Raw genomic sequence first — 17,492 nt, forward strand, 5'->3', positions numbered from 1 at the left:
CAGGTTCCGTCCCCGCCTCGTGTGGGGGCGGGACATGTCCCGACCATCGAGGAGGGTAAAATGCTGGAACTGAATGGAATAAGAAAAAGCTTCGGCAAGATCGAGGTCCTGCGCGGCGTTGACCTGCAGGCGCGCGCCGGCGAGGTGCATGCGCTTCTGGGAGAGAACGGCGCTGGCAAGTCGACATTGATGAAAATCCTGTGCGGCATTTTGCAGCCCTCGGAGGGCACGATCCGCATTGACGGAAAGGACCGCCGCTTCGCCAATTACGATGAGGCGATTGCCGCCGGTATCGGCATCGTGTTTCAGGAATTCAGCCTGATCCCCTATCTCGATGCAGTTGAAAACATGTTTCTGGCACGCGAAATCCGCGGACCGCTGCGCCTGCTGAACAAGCGCGCGATGCGTAAACGTGCCGCCGAAATCATGAGCCGTCTGGCCGTGGACGTTCCGCTCGATGTGCCGGTGCACCGCCTTTCCGTTGCCCAGCAGCAATTCGTGGAAATTGCCAAGGCGCTTTCACTCGATGCCCGTATTCTCGTTCTCGATGAGCCGACTGCGACGCTTACCCCGTCCGAGACCGAGCATCTCTTCAAGGTCATGCGCGAGCTGCGGCGTCAGGGTGTCGCTATCATCTTCATTTCCCATCATCTCGAGGAAATATTCGAGATCTGCGACCGCATCACCGTCCTGCGTGATGGCGAACTCATCGGCTCCTGCCTCACCTCTGACGTCGATAATGACCGTCTGGTGGAGATGATGGTCGGCCGGCGCATCGAGGCCAATTTTCCGCCCAAACCGAAGATCGATACAGCTGCGCGCAACGTGATCGAGGTCGAAGAGCTTCAACTGAAAAAAGGCGGGCCGGTCTCGCGCTTTACCCTTCGGCAGGGTGAGATACTCGGTTTTGCCGGGCTTGTCGGTTCCGGGCGCACGGAAACGGTGCTGGCCATGCTTGGCGCGCATTCCGCTTCGCGCCGCAAGATCAAGGTCGATGGCGTCGAGACCCGCTTTTCCGGCCCGGATGAGGCGCTGATGCGCGGCATTGGCCTGCTGCCGGAAAGCCGCAAGGAAGAGGGTCTGATCACCAGTTTCTCCATCCTCCAGAACATCTCCCTCAACAACTATCGCAAGTACCAGAAGGCTCACTGGTTTATCGACCTGAAAAAAGAGCTGGAGCACACGAAAAAGGCGATGGCGCAGGTTCAGGTCAAGGCACAGGGACCCTATGCCCGCGTGGACACGCTGTCCGGTGGAAACCAGCAGAAGATCGTTATCGCCCGCTGGCTGAACCATGACATGCGCGTCCTGATCTTCGACGAACCGACGCGCGGCATTGATGTCGGCGCGAAGGCGGAAATCTATGCGCTGATGCGCGAATTCGCAGCCAAGGGCTATTCGATCATCATGATCTCTTCGGAGCTGCCGGAAGTGATCGGCATGTCGGACCGCGTCTGCGTGTTCCGCTCCGGGGGCATCGTCGCCACCGTCGAGGGCGCAGACATCAATTCAGAAACAATAATGACAAACGCCACCACCGGGAGGGTTGAACATGTCGCTTGATGCAAATACCGGCATTGCCGAAAAGACGAGCGGTTTCGGCCTTGGCAGCATGCTGCGCTCGCCACTCGCCCTGCCTCTGGCGGGCCTGATTGTCGTATCGATCCTGATGGGTCTTGCGAGCGACAATTTCTTCAGCGTGAACAACATCATGAACGTGCTGCGACAGGTTTCAGTCGTGGGCATTCTGGCCGTGGGCATGACATTCGTCATCCTCACAGGCGGCATCGACCTGTCGGTCGGCGCGGTCATGGCGCTTGTCGGCACGCTGTCTGCAGGCCTGATGGTGAATACCGGCCTGCCTGCGTCGCTCGCCTTGCCGGCCGGGCTGTTCATCGGACTTGGCATCGGTATCTTCAACGGAGCACTTGTCGCCTGGGGCAAGATGCCGGCCATCATCGTCACGCTTGCGACGATGGGAATGGCGCGCGGTCTCGGCCTCATCTATTCCGGCGGTTATCCCGTCAGCGGCATTCCGAGCTGGATTTCCTGGTTTGGCGTCGGCCGCGTTGGCGTCGTGCCGGTGCCTGTTATCATCATGGTGGTGATTTACGCCGTGGCCTGGGTGCTTTTGCAGCGTACGGCTTTCGGTCGTCACGTCTATGCACTCGGCGGCAACGAGTTGGCCGCGCGCCTCTCCGGCGTCAAGACCCGGCGCGTCAAGCTTGCCGTCTATGGTATCTCAGGCGTGACGGCAGCGCTTGCAGCTCTCATTCTGACCGGCCGGCTGATGAGCGGACAGCCCAATGCGGGTGTCGGTTTCGAGCTGGATGCCATTGCGGCCGTGGTTCTCGGCGGCACGGCGATTGCCGGCGGACGCGGGCTCATTCTTGGTACCCTTATCGGCGCGGTGCTGCTCGGCATCCTGAATAACGGCCTCAATCTCATGGGTATCAACCCTTATCTGCAGGATGTCATCAAGGGCGGCATCATTCTGCTCGCCATCTATATCGGGCGCGACTGGCGTTGAGCCCACACGTCATATCTTCAAAGAAGCAGGAGAATTAAATGTCTGAATTGCTGCAAGGCAAGATCGCGGTCATCACCGGCGCCGCGTCCGGTATTGGCCTCGCCACCACCGAGGCGCTACTGGAAAACGGTGCAACCGTCGTCATGGTCGACTGGAACGAGAAAGCCCTGAATGAACTTGTCGGTAAACTCGGCAAGCGCGCCATCGCGCAAGTCACGAACCTTCTGGATGCAGACAGCTGCAATGCCATGATCCCGGAAATCCTTGAGAAGGTCGATCACATCGATATTCTCTACTGCAACGCAGGCACTTATATTGGTGGCGATCTCACCGAAACCACGCCGGAAGCCATCGACAAGATGTTGAACCTCAACGTCAATGCCGTGATGAAGAATGTACAGGCCGTCGTGCCGCACATGTCGGAGCGCAAGACCGGCGACATCATCGTCACTTGCTCGATCGCCGGACATTTCCCGACCTATTGGGAGCCGGTCTATTCGGGTTCGAAATGGGCGATCACCAGCTTCGTGCAGGGCATGCGTCGCCAGATGATCCCGCATGGTGTGCGCGTCGCGCAGGTCTCTCCCGGCCCGGTCGTCTCGGCCCTTCTGGCAGACTGGCCGGAAGAAAATCTTCGCAAGGCCAAGGAATCGGGTAGCCTCATCGACGCGAGTGAAGTGGCCGATGCGGTTGTTTACATGCTGACCCGCAAGCGCACCGTCACCATCCGCGACATGCTGGTGCTGCCCACCAACTTCGACCGCGTTTAAACTACACTCCCAAGGAGTATCGCAAATGGCTTCCTACCTGATTGGCGTCGATGTCGGTACCGGCTCTGCCCGTGCCGGTGTCTTTGATGTGGCGGGCAGGCTTCTCGCCACCGCCAAGCGCCCGATCACGATGCATCGCGAAGACGGCGGCATAGCCGAACAGTCGAGTGGTGAGGTTTGGAAAGCCGTTTGCGACAGCGTGCGGGAAAGTGTCTCGCGCGCCGGCATAGATCCCGCAGCCGTGGTTGGCATTGGTTTTGATGCCACCTGCTCGCTCGTGGTGCGCGGGCCTGAGGATGAGACCCTTCCGGTCGGCGCGCCGGATCATCCAGAGCGCGATATTATCGTCTGGATGGATCACCGCGCCGTCGAACAGGCGGAGCGGATCAATGCGGGCGAACATGCCGTTCTGAAATATGTCGGCGGTCGGATTTCCCCGGAAATGCAGACGCCCAAGCTGCTCTGGCTTCGCGAAAACAAGCCGGATATCTATGCGCGCGCCGAGCACTTCTTCGACCTGACGGACTTCCTGACCTGGAAAGCCTCAGGAGCGCTTGATCGTTCCGCCTGCACGGTTACCTGCAAGTGGACTTATCTCGCCCATGAGGAACGTTGGGATGCGGAATATTTCACCCGTATCGGGCTTGGCGATCTGGCGGAGCAGGGATTCCGCCGTATCGGTGAAAGCGTCGTTCATCCAGGCACGGCGCTGGGTAATGGTTTGACCGATGAGGCCGCAACAGCCATGGGGCTGGTTGCTGGAACCGCCGTTGCCGCCGGTCTGATCGATGCGCATGCCGGGGGTGTCGGCACGGTGGCTGCGGGCGGCGATGCTTCGCGGTGCCTCGGTTACGTCTTTGGTACCTCTTCCTGTACCATGACAACCACCTCGGAGCCGGCTTTCGTGCCGGGTGTTTGGGGTCCCTATTATTCCGCCATGGTTCCCGGCGCGTGGCTCAATGAAGGCGGCCAATCCGCCGCCGGTGCGGCCATTGATTATCTGGTGCAATTGCACCCGGCATTTTCAGAGGCAAAGGCGCTTTCCGAAAAAGAAGGCAAGTCATTACCTGCATGGCTTGCCGACCGTGCATTGGCTTTGGCCACGTCTGCTTCCGCTGCCGTAAAGATTGCCGAGGATTTTCACGTGGTGCCGGAGTTCCTCGGCAACCGCGCGCCTTTCGCCGATCCTCATGCCCGTGCCGTCATTGCCGGTTACGGCACCGAGACGGGGGTGGATTCGCTTGTCGCGCTTTACGTGGCGGGGCTTCTCGGCCTCGGTTACGGGCTTCGCCAGATCATCGAGACGCAGGCGCGTCATGGCGCTCCCGTGGAAACGATCAGTGTCAGCGGCGGCGCGGGCGCGCATCCGCTTGCCAGACAATTGCTGGCGGATGCGACGGGGCTCCCGGTTGAACTCACCGAATGCGAGGAGCCGGTGCTTCTGGGATCGGCAATGCTCGGTGCGGTTGCTGCCAAGGCCTATCCCGACCTGATTTCCGCAATGCCCGCCATGTCGCGTATTGCCAAATATTCGGCACCGGACGCTGCATTCAGTCAAGTGCACCAGTCACGCTACGACGCGTTTCTGGCACTGCAAAATGCGGCGCGCGCCATTCGTTCCGCAAACCATTCCTGAAGCGCCACACGCTTCCATCGTCCGGCCGTCTTGGCCGCAAAATAAAGAGGATTCCATGCAGTTTTCCGGAAAATCCGTCATCATCACCGGCGCAGGCAAGGGCATCGGCCGTGCCTGCGCTATCCTGATGGCCGCGCGCGGTGCTGAGGTCGTGGCAATCAGCCGGACCCAGTCCGATCTCGACAGCCTGAAAAGCGAAATCGGCGGACGCTCGATCCGTGTCGATCTCGCAGATGTGGCGTCGACGCGGGCCGCGATGGCCGAAGCGGGTCCTTGTGATTTTCTCATCAACAGCGCTGGCATCAACGTGCTCGAAAGCGTGCTTGATATGAGCGACGAAGGTTATGAGGCCGTGCTCGGCATCAATCTGCGTGCCGCGCTCGTCACCTGCCAGGAATTCGCCCGTGCCCGCATCGCAAAGGGCGGCGGTGGCGCAATCGTCAACATCACGTCAATTGCCGGTCATCGCGGTTTTCAGGATCATCTCTGCTACGCGGCCTCGAAAGCGGGGCTTGAAGGCGCGACCCGCGTTCTTGCCAAGGAACTCGGGCCGCACGGCATCCGTGTCAACGCCGTCGCACCAACCATCACGCTGACTGAACTGGCTGCCGAAGCATGGAACGATCCGGCCAAGAGCGCACCAATGATGGTTCGCCATCCGCTGCAGCGCTTTGCCGAGGCCGAAGACGTGGCACAGAGCATCGCACTGCTTCTGTCAGATGATAGCAGCATGATTTCCGGCGCGGTGTTGCCCATCGATGGCGGGTTCCTCGCCGTCTGACGTTCAAGGGATGCGCGGGCTGCAAATGCATCGCCGCGCATCCTGTTCCAGGACTGGATATCCGCTCAGGTCAGATCCGGATGTCTGCCAACCAGCTGGTTGCGTTTTGCCTGAAGAATTTCCTTCTGTTCTTCAAGTTTGAGCAATTCGTCGTCTATCTCCTCGACGCTTTTCTCGATGTGCAGATATTGCTCTGCAAGAAGCGACTTCGCTTCCTTTCGGCTAGACGCATTCGGCGTGTCGCCATAAAGCGGCCGGTTGGCGGTTTCCTTGAGGAAAAATGTCGTCACAATGCCGAAGATGGCCGCGACCATGAGATAGTAGGCCGGCATATAGATATTTTCCGTTACCTCCACCAACCATGCAGTGAGTGTCGGCGTGAGCCCGGCAACGATGATCGAAATATTAAACGCGATAGCCAGCGCGCTGTAGCGGATGCGGGCCGGGAAAAGGGCCGGGAGGGTGGATGCCATGATCCCGATCAGGCAGTTAAGTGCGACCGCCAGGATGAGCAGGCCGAAGAAAATCTGAACAACCTGCCCGCTGGCGATGAGATGAAATGCCGGCAGTGAAAGAAACAGGATCGCCGTGCTGCCAACCGCCAGAAACGGCCTGCGTCCGATCCGGTCGCTCAAAAGCCCGATGGCGGGCTGGACGAACAGCATGCCGACCATAACCGCGATGATGATGAGGACGCCATGGTCCTCGCTGTAATTCAGCGTCTTCGACAGATATGTCGGCATGTAGGTAAGCAGCATGTAATAGGTGACGTTGGTCACGAGGACCATGCCTATGCATATTGCCAGCGAGCGGGAATGTTGGCTCACGATCTCGGCGATGGGAACCATGGGGCGCTCTTTCAGCGACTGCCGGTCTTCTTCTTCGGAGCGCTGCAGGCGTTCGGTGAAGGCTGGTGTTTCTTCTGCCGCGTGGCGCAGATAAAGCCCGATCAGCCCGAGGGGTGCCGCCAGAAAGAACGGAATGCGCCAGCCCCAGTCGAGGAACTTGGCTTCACCCATCGCGGTGCTGAGCAGCACGACGAGCCCCGCGCCAAGCACAAAGCCGGCGATGGAGCCGAAGTCGAGCCAGCTTCCAAGGTAACCGCGCTTCCGGTCAGGCGCGTATTCCGCCACGAAAATGGCCGCACCGGTATATTCGCCGCCAACGGAAAACCCCTGGGCAAGCTTGCATAACAGCAACAGAATGGGTGCCCATATGCCGATGGTGGCATAACCTGGGATGAGGCCGATACAGAAGGTGCTCGCGGCCATGATGATGATTGTCAGGGAGAGGACTTTTTGACGCCCGAATTTGTCGCCCATGGCGCCAAAAAATACGCCCCCCAAAGGGCGGATGAGGAAGGGGACGGAGAAGGTTGCGAGCGCCGCCACCGTTTGAACGGCGGGTGACGCGTCAGGGAAGAAGACCTTGCCGACGGCATAGGCGACGAAGCCGTATACGCCGAAGTCGAACCACTCCATCGCGTTACCGAGAGCGGCTGCCGTAACTGCTTTTTTGACCTTCTCGTCATCGATGACGGTGACGTCGTCGATGCTCAGCGGAGTGGCCTGTATCTGGTTGTTCAATCACTGTCCCCCTGAACTGCATTGCGCCCGAATTTTTTGAGCGCCATGAAAATGCTCGATACGCTTAAGCGTTCCATCGGTCGGCAGAACAATCGGGCCTTAGCTCATCTTATGGGGAGTATGGGCGGGGTCGCCCGACAGGAGAAAAAAGAACGCCCGGCTGGTAGCCGGGCGTTTTTTAAAGATTAGTGGTGATGCTCAGGCATTTCCTTGAGCTGATCCTTAGTCCACGAAGTAATCGCGTGGACATCGCCGTCTTCATCGCGCATGAAATCGAGATCGCTGAGCGGTACTGCGACGGGCTTTGCGCCGATGCCGAGAAAGCCGCCGACGTCGATGATCGCGGTGCTTGCCGCGCCGACGCCATGGACGTGATCGACCTTGCCGACCTTGTGGTCATCTGCGCCATAAACTGTTGCACCTTCCAGAACCGACGGGGTCAGTTCGGTTTCAACGAGGCGTACGTGATTGGCGTGATCCATTTTTCTTCCTCCTGCTTGGGTTGCGATATGGAAACTCCCGCAGTGCAAAACCGTTCCATCGCGTCTGGGGGATTTTGGGCTAAACCGGTTGTCTGAACGCTTAGGGGACTGGTATGAACTCCAGCGGACCGCCCGCCACAAAATCACGCTTGAAAAGATTGAACACGTGTGCAATATGAACGCGTGTTCAATCTTTTGAGAGATGGTTATTCCGCATGGACCTGATGCCTTATCCGGATACGTTGGCAGCCCGTGCCGAACTGTGCCGCAGCGTTATTCTTTCCGCCGGGGAACTGGTGCTGAAAGGCTTTCAGGGCGAGGCGACACGCAGCTTCTCGATGAAGGGCCCGCAGGACTTTCTGACGGTGACGGATGCAGCCTCCGAAGCGCATATTCGCGGCGCGATCTCGGCCTGCTTTCCTAAGGACAGTTTTTTCGGCGAGGAGGGCGGCGGTGTGATCGGTGATCGCGTCTGGGTCGTTGATCCCGTGGACGGCACCGCAAATTTCGCCCGCGGCATTCCGCACTTCTGCATCTCCATCGCCTATGTCGAAAACGGGCAAACCGAAATCGGCGCTATCTATAATCCGGCTCTGAATGAACTTTATTTCGCCCGACGCGGCGAGGGGGCAACGCGTAACGGGCAGCCGATCCAGGTTGCGCAGACGGAACGTTTCGATGCGGCCTCAATCGAAATGGGCTGGTCGACCCGTATCGAGAATGCCACCTATCTTGATGTCGTCAAGAACCTGCTCGATATGGGCACCAACGTGCGCCGCGCCGGTTCCGGTGCGCTGGCGCTTGCCTATGTGGCCGATGGCCGCTCCGATGCCTATCTCGAATTGCACATGAATTCATGGGATTGTCTTGCGGGACTGCTACTCGTCAGCGAAGCTGGCGGCGACGTCTGCCCTTTCCTGGAGATCGGTAGTCTTGAAAACGGCGGGCCGGTGCTGGCCGCAGCCAGCGGTGTTGCAAGCGGCGTCAGCCGGGCATCGAAGATACCTTTGGCAGAGCGGCAGCCTTCGGATCGGCAGCGGGCCGTATCGGCCTGAGTTTAGACGAGCGCCCGTCCGTGAAGGGTGCTTGGTGCATGTGGAGGAATGAGATGGATGGACCCGTTTATGCCCGGCCTGCGATCAGCCTGATTGCGGAAGGGCTCGGCCCGCGTAACGTTGCGCTCTATATCGGCGGCAGCGATGGTGCGAGCGACCTTGGGCTCCTTCACCGGCACGGCATTACCACCGTCGTCAACTGCGCCGTCAATCTGGATATCAATCTCGTGCAGGCGTTGGCGGAAGATGGCGACAGGTGCGCGGTGGGGTATGGCGACATCCGTTATTATAAGCTCGGTCTTATCGACGGCGAAGGCAGTCCGGACACGATGATGCTGGGGGCCTATTATATTCTCGACGGCGCATTGCGGCAGACCATGCCGAAGCGCGAAACCTATCCGTTCCCCGATGGCGGCAATGTGCTCGTCAATTGCCGCAGCGGCCGCAGCCGCTCGGTATCGCTGGTCGCGCTTTTCCTGCACAAGCAGCAGCCGCATCTTTATCCTAACCTCGACGATGCACTGGCTGTGATCCGCACGAAGCGGGAATTGCGGCCGGACGAATGGTTCGAGACACCGAAACCGATGCTTTATGCTGCTGCCCGCCGCGCTTCCGACTGGATCGATATGGTCGAAGGCAGAAAGACTGTCCAACCATGCTGAAACGCACGCTTCCTTCCGTCGCCGTCATTGCCGACGCCCATTTCCATGACACGGCGGCCGATTTCGGTTTTCCCGGCATAGAGGTCGATGGAGAACGCATCACCATGCGTAGCTGGTCGGATACACGCGAGATCCACCCGTGTTTTCAACGAAAGCGCCGATGCGCTGCATGCTGCACTCGAAGAAGTGCGGCAGCGGGGCATTCGCCATGTGGTGCTGCTTGGCGACTATACCGACGACGGCCAGCGCGCGACATCCGAAACGCTGAAGGGTATTCTGGAGCGTCATCGTGATACCCATGGCACTGCCTTTTATGCGCTGCCCGGCAACCACGATATTTTCGGTCCGCGTGGCCGACATCATACCAAGGAGTTTCTGACGGAGAACGGCAAATGCCTTTCCGTTTCAAGCGATGCGCGGCGGGCCGGTGATCGGGTGGTGATCAGCGACCGGATGTATTGCGAAGGCTACCCCGTTGGCCTTGGCCCGATGGCGGCTTTCGGATATTTCCGCCAGCCGAACTATCTGCATTGGGAAACACCGTTCGGGCTTTCCGATGCGACGGAAGATCGTCTCTACGAGGTGCTTTCCCCCGATGGCACCAATATCTACCGGCTGATGGACGCATCTTATCTGGTTGAGCCGGAGCCGGGCCTCTGGCTGCTCATGATCGACGCCAATATTTTCGAACCGCTTGACGGCACTTTCGAGACGGGTGAGGAAGCGGCTTTCACCGACAGTACCTCTGGCGGCTGGAATGCGCTTTTGCGCTGCAAGCCCTTCATCATCGACTGGATTGCCGATGTGCGCGAAAGAGCGCAGGCGCTCGGCAAGACTTTGCTCGGCTTTTCGCACTATCCGGCGCTCGATCCCTTCGATGGCGCAAGCGGTGCCGAAAGTGCGCTGTTCGGCGAAACCAACGTGGTGCGTCGCACGCCGCGCAAGGCGGTTGAGGATGCGCTGGTTGAGGCGGGGCTCCAAGTCCATTTCAGCGGACATCTGCATGTGGAAGGCGTAACCCGGCGTGGGGAAGGGGAAACCTCGCTCACCAATATCGCTGTGCCGTCTCTGGTTGCCTTTCCACCCGCCTTCAAGGTCGTTCATCCCCAGCAGCACGAGATTTCCGTCGAGACGGTGGAAATGGCCGCGCTGCCGATAAACCGCCGCATTTGCCGGGGGTATGCGCAGGAAATGGCACTTGCGGGCGAGGATGAGGACCGCGCATTTGCGGCCGGCAATTATGGTGATTTCCTGCTTGGCCACAAACGCGCGCTTATCAGGCATCGTTATTTCACCAAGGAGTGGCCAGCCGGGATCGTGTCGGCGATTGCGGATAAAACCACATCCGAGGTTATCGGCCTGCTTGGTGAAAAAAGCCTTGCCTTGCATGATGTCGGGCTTTCCTCCGATCTGCCGATGTTCGAGCTTATTGCTGACTGGTATTGCCTGCGTCAGGGCGCGGGTCTGGCGCTTGTCCATATCGCGCCTCAACGGCTTTCCCTTTACCGGATGCTGGCGGAGCGGTTCGGCCGTGAGCCCGATCACCACGACGGTTCGGTTAAGAGTTTTATCGAAATCTTCTTCGGTGCCCTTGGGCTGTTTCTCGACCGTGCCGAAGGCGGTTTGCGGAATCTGGAGCTCCGTCTCACACCGCAACTCCAATCCGTTGCGGTGTGATCCGTAGGTTTTTTCGACGCAATCCGCGATGTGAACGGGGTAGATCAACGCCCCCTCGGGAAAGAGTGGCGGCAAGCAGGACAGGCGAGGTGATCTATTGGAATCGGTCGTTGTCAGCATCAATCTGTTCGGCGCGGTGGCGCTGCTGCTTTTCGGCCTTGGGCAGATCAAGGACGGAATGTCGCGTGCCTTCGGTGCCAAGCTTCGCATCGGGCTTGCCGCCGGTACACGGGGTGGGTTTCGCTCCTTCATCGCCGGTCTCGTGGCGACGATCGCCCTGCAGAGTTCGACAGCCACGGCGCTGATGGTTGCCTCCTTCGTTGAAAAAGACTTGATCGCACCGGCGATGGCGCAAATCGTGCTGCTCGGCGCGAATGTGGGTACTGCGACGACCGCGTGGATTGTCGCACTCGGTCTGGGCTGGCTGTCGCCGATGCTGATCCTTGCCGGTGTCATCCTGTTGCGTGGAAAGTCGGTGCAGCGGCAGGGTGCGGGTGCTGCCCTTGCCGGTGTCGGCCTGATGCTGCTTTCCCTGCATCTTCTTTCTGCGGCGACGGATCCGATCCGGCAGTCGCCGGCGCTTAACCTCTTCATTTCCATGCTCGGCAATGCCTGGCCGGTCGCGTTGATCTTTTCCGCGGTGCTGGCCGTGCTGGCATCATCGAGCCTTGCCATCGTCGTCCTCATCCTGTCACTTGCGGCAAGCGGCGGCATTGAAACAAGCCTCGTTATCGTGCTGGTACTCGGCGCCAATCTCGGCGGCGCGGTTCCTCCGGTGCTGGCGACGTTGAAGGCGCCGGTCGCGGCGCGCCGGGTGGCGCTTGGCAACCTCATCGTCCGGACCACCGGCTGTGTCGCAGCCCTGCCTCTTGCCGGGTACGGCGCGGCACTGCTCGACATGTCGCCTTTCTCGCACGCCAATCTAGCGGTAGATGCGCATCTCCTTTTCAATCTTGCTGTTGCTGCGATCGCATGGCCGCTATCGCCTTTGTTGCTGCGGATGACGACCGCGCTGCTGCCGGAAAAAGAGGGAGTCGAAAGCCGCCGCAGCTATCTCGACAGTCATGATCTGGGTCAACCGGTTGCGGCGCTTGCCGGTGCAAGCCGCGAGGTCATGCTGGTTGGTGACCTGATCGAGCGCATGCTGCGTCAGGCGAATGACGCCATGCGCGACAGCGATCTTTCCAAGCTCAATGATATCAGTACGCTGGAAGGCCGGGTCGATAGTATCCAGCATGCCATCAAGGTCTATGTCTCGAAGGTGGGCCAGGACGGTTTGTGCCAGAAGGATCAGCGACGTGCGATGGATATCGTTGAATATGCCATCAATCTCGAACATATCGGCGATATCATCGAGAAGGGCATCCGCCCGGAAATCGCAAAGAAGATCAATCTTGGCCTCAGGTTTTCCGATGATGGCAAAAGCGAGCTGGAACGTCTATTCTCCATCACGCTCGACAATATCCGCATGGCGCAATCCGTTTTCGCCACCCGCAATGCCGACCTTGCCCGTCGGCTGGTGGAGGTGAAGGAAGATGTGCGACGGCTGGAAAAACAGTCATCGGAGCGACATCTCCAGCGCCTGCGCGACGGCCTGACCGACAGCATCCAGACAAGCTCAGTGCATCTCGACATGCTGCGCGATCTAAAGCGCATCAACGCCCATATCGCCGCCGTCGCACATCCGATCCTCGATGAAAGCGGTCTCCTGATCGAAAGCCGGATCAAGCAGGCGGTTTGAAGCCATGCCAGTAAAACGGCGCTGTGGTTTTTGCCCGGGAGTGCTCTTCTAGCGCGCGGTGATCCTTTCGACCATCTCAACGGGCACGACCTGAAGCCGGGTCTCGGGCTCGTCGCTGTCGAGGGCGGTCAAGACCTTCTCGGTCAGCGCGTCAAAGGATTGGGCAACGGTCGTCAGCTGATAGCTTTTCCAGCCCGCCTGCGGAATATCGTCGAAACCGACAATCGACAGGTCTTCAGGAATTCGGCGGCCCATCTCTAGCCTTGCTGCATCCATGAAGCCGAGTGCCAGCAGATCGGTCACGCAGAAGGCGCCGTCTATTGTCTTGTCCGTCAGCAACTCGCAGCCTGCCTGATAGCCGCTGTCATAACTCGTCGGACCGCCCGACCATGGAACGACCTCGATACCCTCGATGCTCATGCGCTGGGTGAAAGCGCCGGCGCGGCGCAGCTGTGCCGGTGTCTGGCTGCCGCTGGAAACGACCGCGACCTTCCGGCATTTAGCCGCCACAAGCCGCATGGCGGCGAGATCGGCGCCGTGGGAATCGTCGCTCAGCACCATGTTCGTATCGGTCCGGTCGAGGCGCTGGTTGATGAGGATGAGGCGCACGCCATTGGCAATGCATTCGTCTACGATAGAGGCTGGCGGCTCGCCGGAGAGTACGACGATGGCCTGCGCGCGAAACTCGAAAAGCAGTTCGATCAGCGGCGCGATATCCTTGCGTGCATCGGCCGCATTCAGCAGCAGACATTGCAAGCCGCGACGCAGAAGGCCGATGCTGAGGAGGTCGAGCTGTTTTGAAATAAACGGCGAGCTGAGATTGGCACCGACCACCCCAATGAGATTGGATCGGTCATTATTGAGGCCCTGGGCCAGACGGTTGACGCGGTAGCCAAGCTCATGCGCGGCTTTCAACACCTTGCGCCGGACGGCCTTCGATACGCTGCCGCCGGGGGTGAATGTGCGCGAGACGGCGGAGCGCGAGACACCAGCCTTTTTCGCCACCTCTTCGGCCGTCACGAACCCTCTCGCCATTCAACTTCCCCGTTGCAAAACCTCATGTCTGATATCACAGGCCATAAGGGCCGACTATTCCAATCGAAATATTTCAGGTGCGAAGCGCTCTTGCTGATGGAAGGCGGTTCTCGCTTTCGCCGGCAAATATATCGTCCTTTCCATTTTCATTCTGCGGGAAAAATTGACTGCTTGTGCGTCGATAAGAAAATTTGCAAAACACGTTCAATAAAACCGTTTAAAAACAATGGCATATATCAATGATCACGTGTGCATTTTTTCGTTGACAAAAGGCCGTTTAGGATGGATCATGCATTCCAAGGTTAAGCGCTATATGGAATATTTATTCCACGTTTCGCTTGCCGGCGATGTTTCCGGGAGGAGCTGGATCATCGTTGCTCGCGGGCCTGATGTGCCCGCTGCTGAAGCATTGACGCATTGCTCATGTTCGACGCACGCGCCGCCTGTTCCGCAGGTTGCGCGCAGGCAGATGCTTGCCGGCGTGTCGGAGCAATGTTGCGGCCATATGGGGAGGAATAATGGCTCTTTTAAGCGAGATCAACGAAGGCGGAGGCACTGGGGCGTCCCACGGCGACCGCGCCTTCGGCATGGCAGGCCTGGCGATATCGCCTCAAGGTCGCGCTCAGGGAGCCGACGACGCTCATCGGCGTGCTGACGGCGTTACTTTTCACCTATCTGATCGTCGTTCCGATCATCTCTATCGTTCTGGATGCCGTCCGTGTCCAGTTCGGCCACGAACGGCGTCTTGGCAAGGATGTCGGTGACCTCACGCTCTATTATCTCGACAGGGCGTTCTTCTCGCCCGTCGCAACGGATCTTTTCTGGCATCCGCTCTTCAACACGCTCACCGTCGCTTTGGGGGCGATTGCGCTTTCGCTTGTTATCGGCACGGTGCTTGCCTGGCTTATCAGCCGCACGGACATTTTCTGTCGCCGCTGGTTCGCTACCGCGCTGATCGTGCCCTACATGCTGCCCGCATGGACCTTCGCTCTCGCCTGGACGACGCTGTTCAAGAACCGCACCGTTGGCGGCCAACCCGGCTGGTTCGAGGCGATGGGCCTTACACCGCCGGACTGGGTGGCCTATGGGCGCTTCCCGATCACCATCATCCTTGCCCTGCATTATACACCTTTCGTTATCCTGCTGTTCGGCTCGGCGCTGCGCCGCTTCGACTCGCAGCTGGAGGATTCGGCACGCATTCTCGGCGCTCATCGCTATCAGGTGGCTTTGCAGGTCATCCTGCCCTTGATGCGCCCGGCGCTGCTCTCTTCCATGGTGCTGATCTTTGCAAAGTGCCTTGGCGAATTCGGCGTACCCTATGTTCTCGGGCTTCCCGTGAAGTTCGAAGTCCTCTCGACATCGCTGTTCCGCAGCATCGCCTCGCGCCAGACCGGCGTTGCCGGTGTCGTTGCTGCCTCGATCATGCTCATCGGCATCATCACGCTGATGATCGATGCCCGCCTGGTTCGCGAAGCCCGCCGTTTCGTGACGATCGGCTCGAAGGGGTCGATGAACCGGCAAAGCCGCCTCGGCAAAATGCGTCTTCCGGCAACGGGCTTTGCGGCCGCTGTTTTCATTCTCAGCGTCGGCCTGCCTTTGCTCACCCTCGCTCTCTCGACCGTCATGAAGATGCCGGCCAAATTCACGTTCGACAATTTCACGCTCGATTACTGGATCGGCAGCAATCTCAACACGGTGGCCTTGCAGACCGGCGTTCTTTTAAGCCCCGATCTATGGGCAGCCGCGAAGAACACGATGATGATCGTTGGTCTTGCCTCGCTCGCATCTGGCGTCCTCGGCCTTCTGGTCGGGTATGTCGTCATCCGCACGCCGGTGCGCGCCCTGTCGGTCTATCTGCGTCAGGTCACGTTCCTGCCCTATCTTGTGCCCGGCATCGCCTTTGCCGCCGCCTATCTCTCGCTCTTTGCGGTTCCGCGCGGGCCGATGCCGGCGCTCTACGGCACGGTGACGATCCTTATCCTCGCACTGATTGCCGACCAGATGCCCTATGCCTCGCGCGCCGGTATCTCGGCCATGACACAGCTTGGAAAGGACCCGGAAGAGGCAGCACAGATTGCCGGTGCCGGTTGGTTCCGCCGCATGGTCTCGATCGTCATCCCGATCCAGAAGGGATCGCTGGTGACGGGGGTTCTCCTGCCCTTCATCTCGGGCATCAAGGGCTTGAGCCTGTTCGTGATCCTCGCGGTGCCGAGCACGGATGTTCTGACCACCTATTCGCTGCGGCTGGTCGACTACCACTATACGCAGGCCGCAAACGCCGTGGTGCTGATCATCGCTGGCATTGCCTATTTCGGTACCCTGTTGGCCCAGAAGCTGACCCGCACAAATCTTGCAGAAGGACTTGGAAGCTGATGCCTACCATCAACCTGCGCGGGGCGCAGAAGAACTACGGCGTGAATTCCGCAAATGCGGTTTCCGATCTCGATCTCGAAATCCGCGACGGCGAATTCATGTGCCTGCTTGGCCCTTCCGGCTGCGGCAAGACCACGACGCTGCGCATGATCGCGGGTCTTGAAAACCTCTCCGGCGGTGAAATCCGTGTCGGCGACAGGGTAATAGATTCCGTCAATGACGGCATATTCGTGCCGCCGGAAAAGCGCGAAATGGGGCTCGTCTTCCAGAGCTACGCGCTCTGGCCACATCTGACCATCGAGCGCAACACCGATTTCGGCCTGCGCCTGCGCAAGCTGCCGAAAGCCGAGCGGGAGGCACGCGTCGAGCGCGTCATGCAGGCGCTCGACATTGCCAAGTACCGCGACCGTTATCCGTCACAGCTTTCCGGTGGGCAGCAGCAGCGTGTGGCGCTGGCCCGCATGCTTGCCGTCAATCCCGGTGTGCTGCTTCTGGATGAGCCGCTGTCCAACCTCGATGCCCGGCTGCGGCTGGAAATGCGCGCCGAGCTGAAGCGGCTGCACAAGGAGTTCAAGACCACCATCGTCTTCGTGACGCATGACCAGTGGGAGGCAATGACACTTGCAACGACAATCGCCGTCATGAACGAGGGCACGCTCCAGCAGATGGGTACGCCGAACGATATCTACGACCGTCCGGCCAACCGCTTCGTCGCCGAATTCGTTGGCAGTCCGCCGATCAATATTCTGACCTTCGGCCAGCCCGGCGTGTCTGATATCGCCGACAATGCGGAGGCTTATTTCGCAACACGTTATCCGCAGTTGCGCGGCATCGCCTCGGTCGGCATGCGGCCGGAGACGATGGGTTACACGGCAAGGTCTGAGGATGTGCCGCAGGGCAGCCTCTTCGGTGAAATGACGGTGACCGGCGTGCTTCCGACTGGCGGCAGCTGGATTCTCGAATTGAGGAGCGAGAACCACACGCTGTTCCTGACCACCCATGCCCTGCCGCGCGTCGATAGTGGCGACCGTGTGTTTTTCCACGTGCCTCCCGACGCCCTGCATGTGTTCGATGCCAAGGGGCAACGGATTACCGAAGCAGACGCCGTGCTGAGGAGCAGTAGCTACAACTGACAACGACGAAAAGACTGACAATCGCTTGCTG

The 17,492-nt window shown here is 59.4% G+C and carries 12 protein-coding genes and 2 pseudogenes; 11 read left to right on the forward strand and 3 right to left on the reverse strand.

Annotated elements, in window-relative coordinates; all coding sequences use genetic code 11:
- Window positions 1-60 precede the first annotated feature (60 nt).
- From RBH71_RS10540 to RBH71_RS10560, 5 genes are read left to right on the forward strand one after another with little or no spacing between them, the layout of a single operon-like run.
- A complete protein-coding gene (locus tag RBH71_RS10540; RefSeq protein ID WP_013762240.1) occupies window positions 61-1,563 on the forward strand; it encodes a sugar ABC transporter ATP-binding protein in 1,503 nt (500 codons plus the stop codon).
- Window positions 1,553-2,530: an ABC transporter permease gene (locus tag RBH71_RS10545; RefSeq protein ID WP_003518202.1), complete on the forward strand. Its 978-nt coding sequence runs from the start codon at window positions 1,553-1,555 to the stop codon at window positions 2,528-2,530. Before RBH71_RS10540 ends, RBH71_RS10545 begins: the two co-directional genes overlap by 11 nt.
- A 38-nt stretch (window positions 2,531-2,568) precedes the next feature.
- Window positions 2,569-3,300, forward strand: coding sequence for an SDR family oxidoreductase (locus RBH71_RS10550; RefSeq protein ID WP_013762241.1), 732 nt, complete (start codon window positions 2,569-2,571; stop codon window positions 3,298-3,300).
- A 25-nt stretch (window positions 3,301-3,325) separates the two neighbouring features.
- The gene (locus RBH71_RS10555) at window positions 3,326-4,936 is read left to right on the forward strand and encodes an FGGY-family carbohydrate kinase (protein ID WP_111800913.1); all 1,611 of its coding nucleotides are present in this window, start codon (window positions 3,326-3,328) and stop codon (window positions 4,934-4,936) included.
- A 55-nt stretch (window positions 4,937-4,991) separates the two neighbouring features.
- Window positions 4,992-5,717, forward strand: a complete 726-nt coding sequence (locus RBH71_RS10560) for an SDR family oxidoreductase (protein WP_038494854.1) — start codon at window positions 4,992-4,994, stop codon at window positions 5,715-5,717.
- A gap of 65 nt (window positions 5,718-5,782) precedes the next feature.
- Here RBH71_RS10560 and proP read toward each other — a convergent pair whose 3' ends face one another.
- Both proP and RBH71_RS10570 read right to left on the reverse strand, forming a co-directional pair.
- Window positions 5,783-7,303 carry a glycine betaine/L-proline transporter ProP gene (proP, locus tag RBH71_RS10565; RefSeq protein ID WP_025595114.1) on the reverse strand — a complete coding sequence of 507 codons (1,521 nt, stop codon included), beginning with the start codon at window positions 7,301-7,303 and terminating at the stop codon, window positions 5,783-5,785.
- 185 nt (window positions 7,304-7,488) lie between these two features.
- The gene (locus tag RBH71_RS10570; protein ID WP_003518197.1) at window positions 7,489-7,785 is read right to left on the reverse strand and encodes a PRC-barrel domain-containing protein; all 297 of its coding nucleotides are present in this window, start codon (window positions 7,783-7,785) and stop codon (window positions 7,489-7,491) included.
- Between the two features lie 215 nt (window positions 7,786-8,000).
- Here RBH71_RS10570 and RBH71_RS10575 point away from each other — a divergent pair, with 215 nt between their 5' ends.
- The 4 genes and pseudogenes from RBH71_RS10575 (at window position 8,001) to RBH71_RS10590 (ending at window position 12,920) form a co-directional block, all read left to right on the forward strand.
- Window positions 8,001-8,840, forward strand: coding sequence for an inositol monophosphatase family protein (locus RBH71_RS10575; RefSeq protein WP_038494857.1), 840 nt, complete (start codon window positions 8,001-8,003; stop codon window positions 8,838-8,840).
- Between the two features lie 53 nt (window positions 8,841-8,893).
- Window positions 8,894-9,502, forward strand: a complete 609-nt coding sequence (locus tag RBH71_RS10580; RefSeq protein WP_038494860.1) for a dual specificity protein phosphatase family protein — start codon at window positions 8,894-8,896, stop codon at window positions 9,500-9,502.
- A pseudogene (locus tag RBH71_RS10585) lies at window positions 9,496-11,179 on the forward strand (metallophosphoesterase family protein). Before RBH71_RS10580 ends, RBH71_RS10585 begins: the two are co-directional and overlap by 7 nt.
- A 97-nt stretch (window positions 11,180-11,276) precedes the next feature.
- Window positions 11,277-12,920, forward strand: coding sequence for a Na/Pi cotransporter family protein (locus RBH71_RS10590; protein WP_112355403.1), 1,644 nt, complete (start codon window positions 11,277-11,279; stop codon window positions 12,918-12,920).
- A gap of 48 nt (window positions 12,921-12,968) precedes the next feature.
- Here the strand turns inward: RBH71_RS10590 and RBH71_RS10595 are convergent, their stop codons facing one another.
- Window positions 12,969-13,955, reverse strand: coding sequence for a LacI family DNA-binding transcriptional regulator (locus tag RBH71_RS10595; RefSeq protein ID WP_003518188.1), 987 nt, complete (start codon window positions 13,953-13,955; stop codon window positions 12,969-12,971).
- A gap of 518 nt (window positions 13,956-14,473) precedes the next feature.
- On the opposite strand from RBH71_RS10595, the pseudogene RBH71_RS10600 reads away from it, so the two are divergent.
- Window positions 14,474-16,328, forward strand: a pseudogene (locus tag RBH71_RS10600) (ABC transporter permease).
- Window positions 16,328-17,461 (forward strand): ABC transporter ATP-binding protein, encoded by a 1,134-nt coding sequence (locus RBH71_RS10605; protein ID WP_112355402.1) that lies wholly within the window; start codon window positions 16,328-16,330, stop codon window positions 17,459-17,461. The pseudogene RBH71_RS10600 and the gene RBH71_RS10605 overlap by 1 nt, the downstream one beginning before the upstream one ends.
- The last annotated feature ends 31 nt before the right edge of the window (window positions 17,462-17,492 follow it).

It is taken from the genome of Rhizobium sp. AN68 (genome assembly GCF_030758035.1).
GTDB classification, from domain to species: domain Bacteria; phylum Pseudomonadota; class Alphaproteobacteria; order Rhizobiales; family Rhizobiaceae; genus Agrobacterium; species Agrobacterium tumefaciens.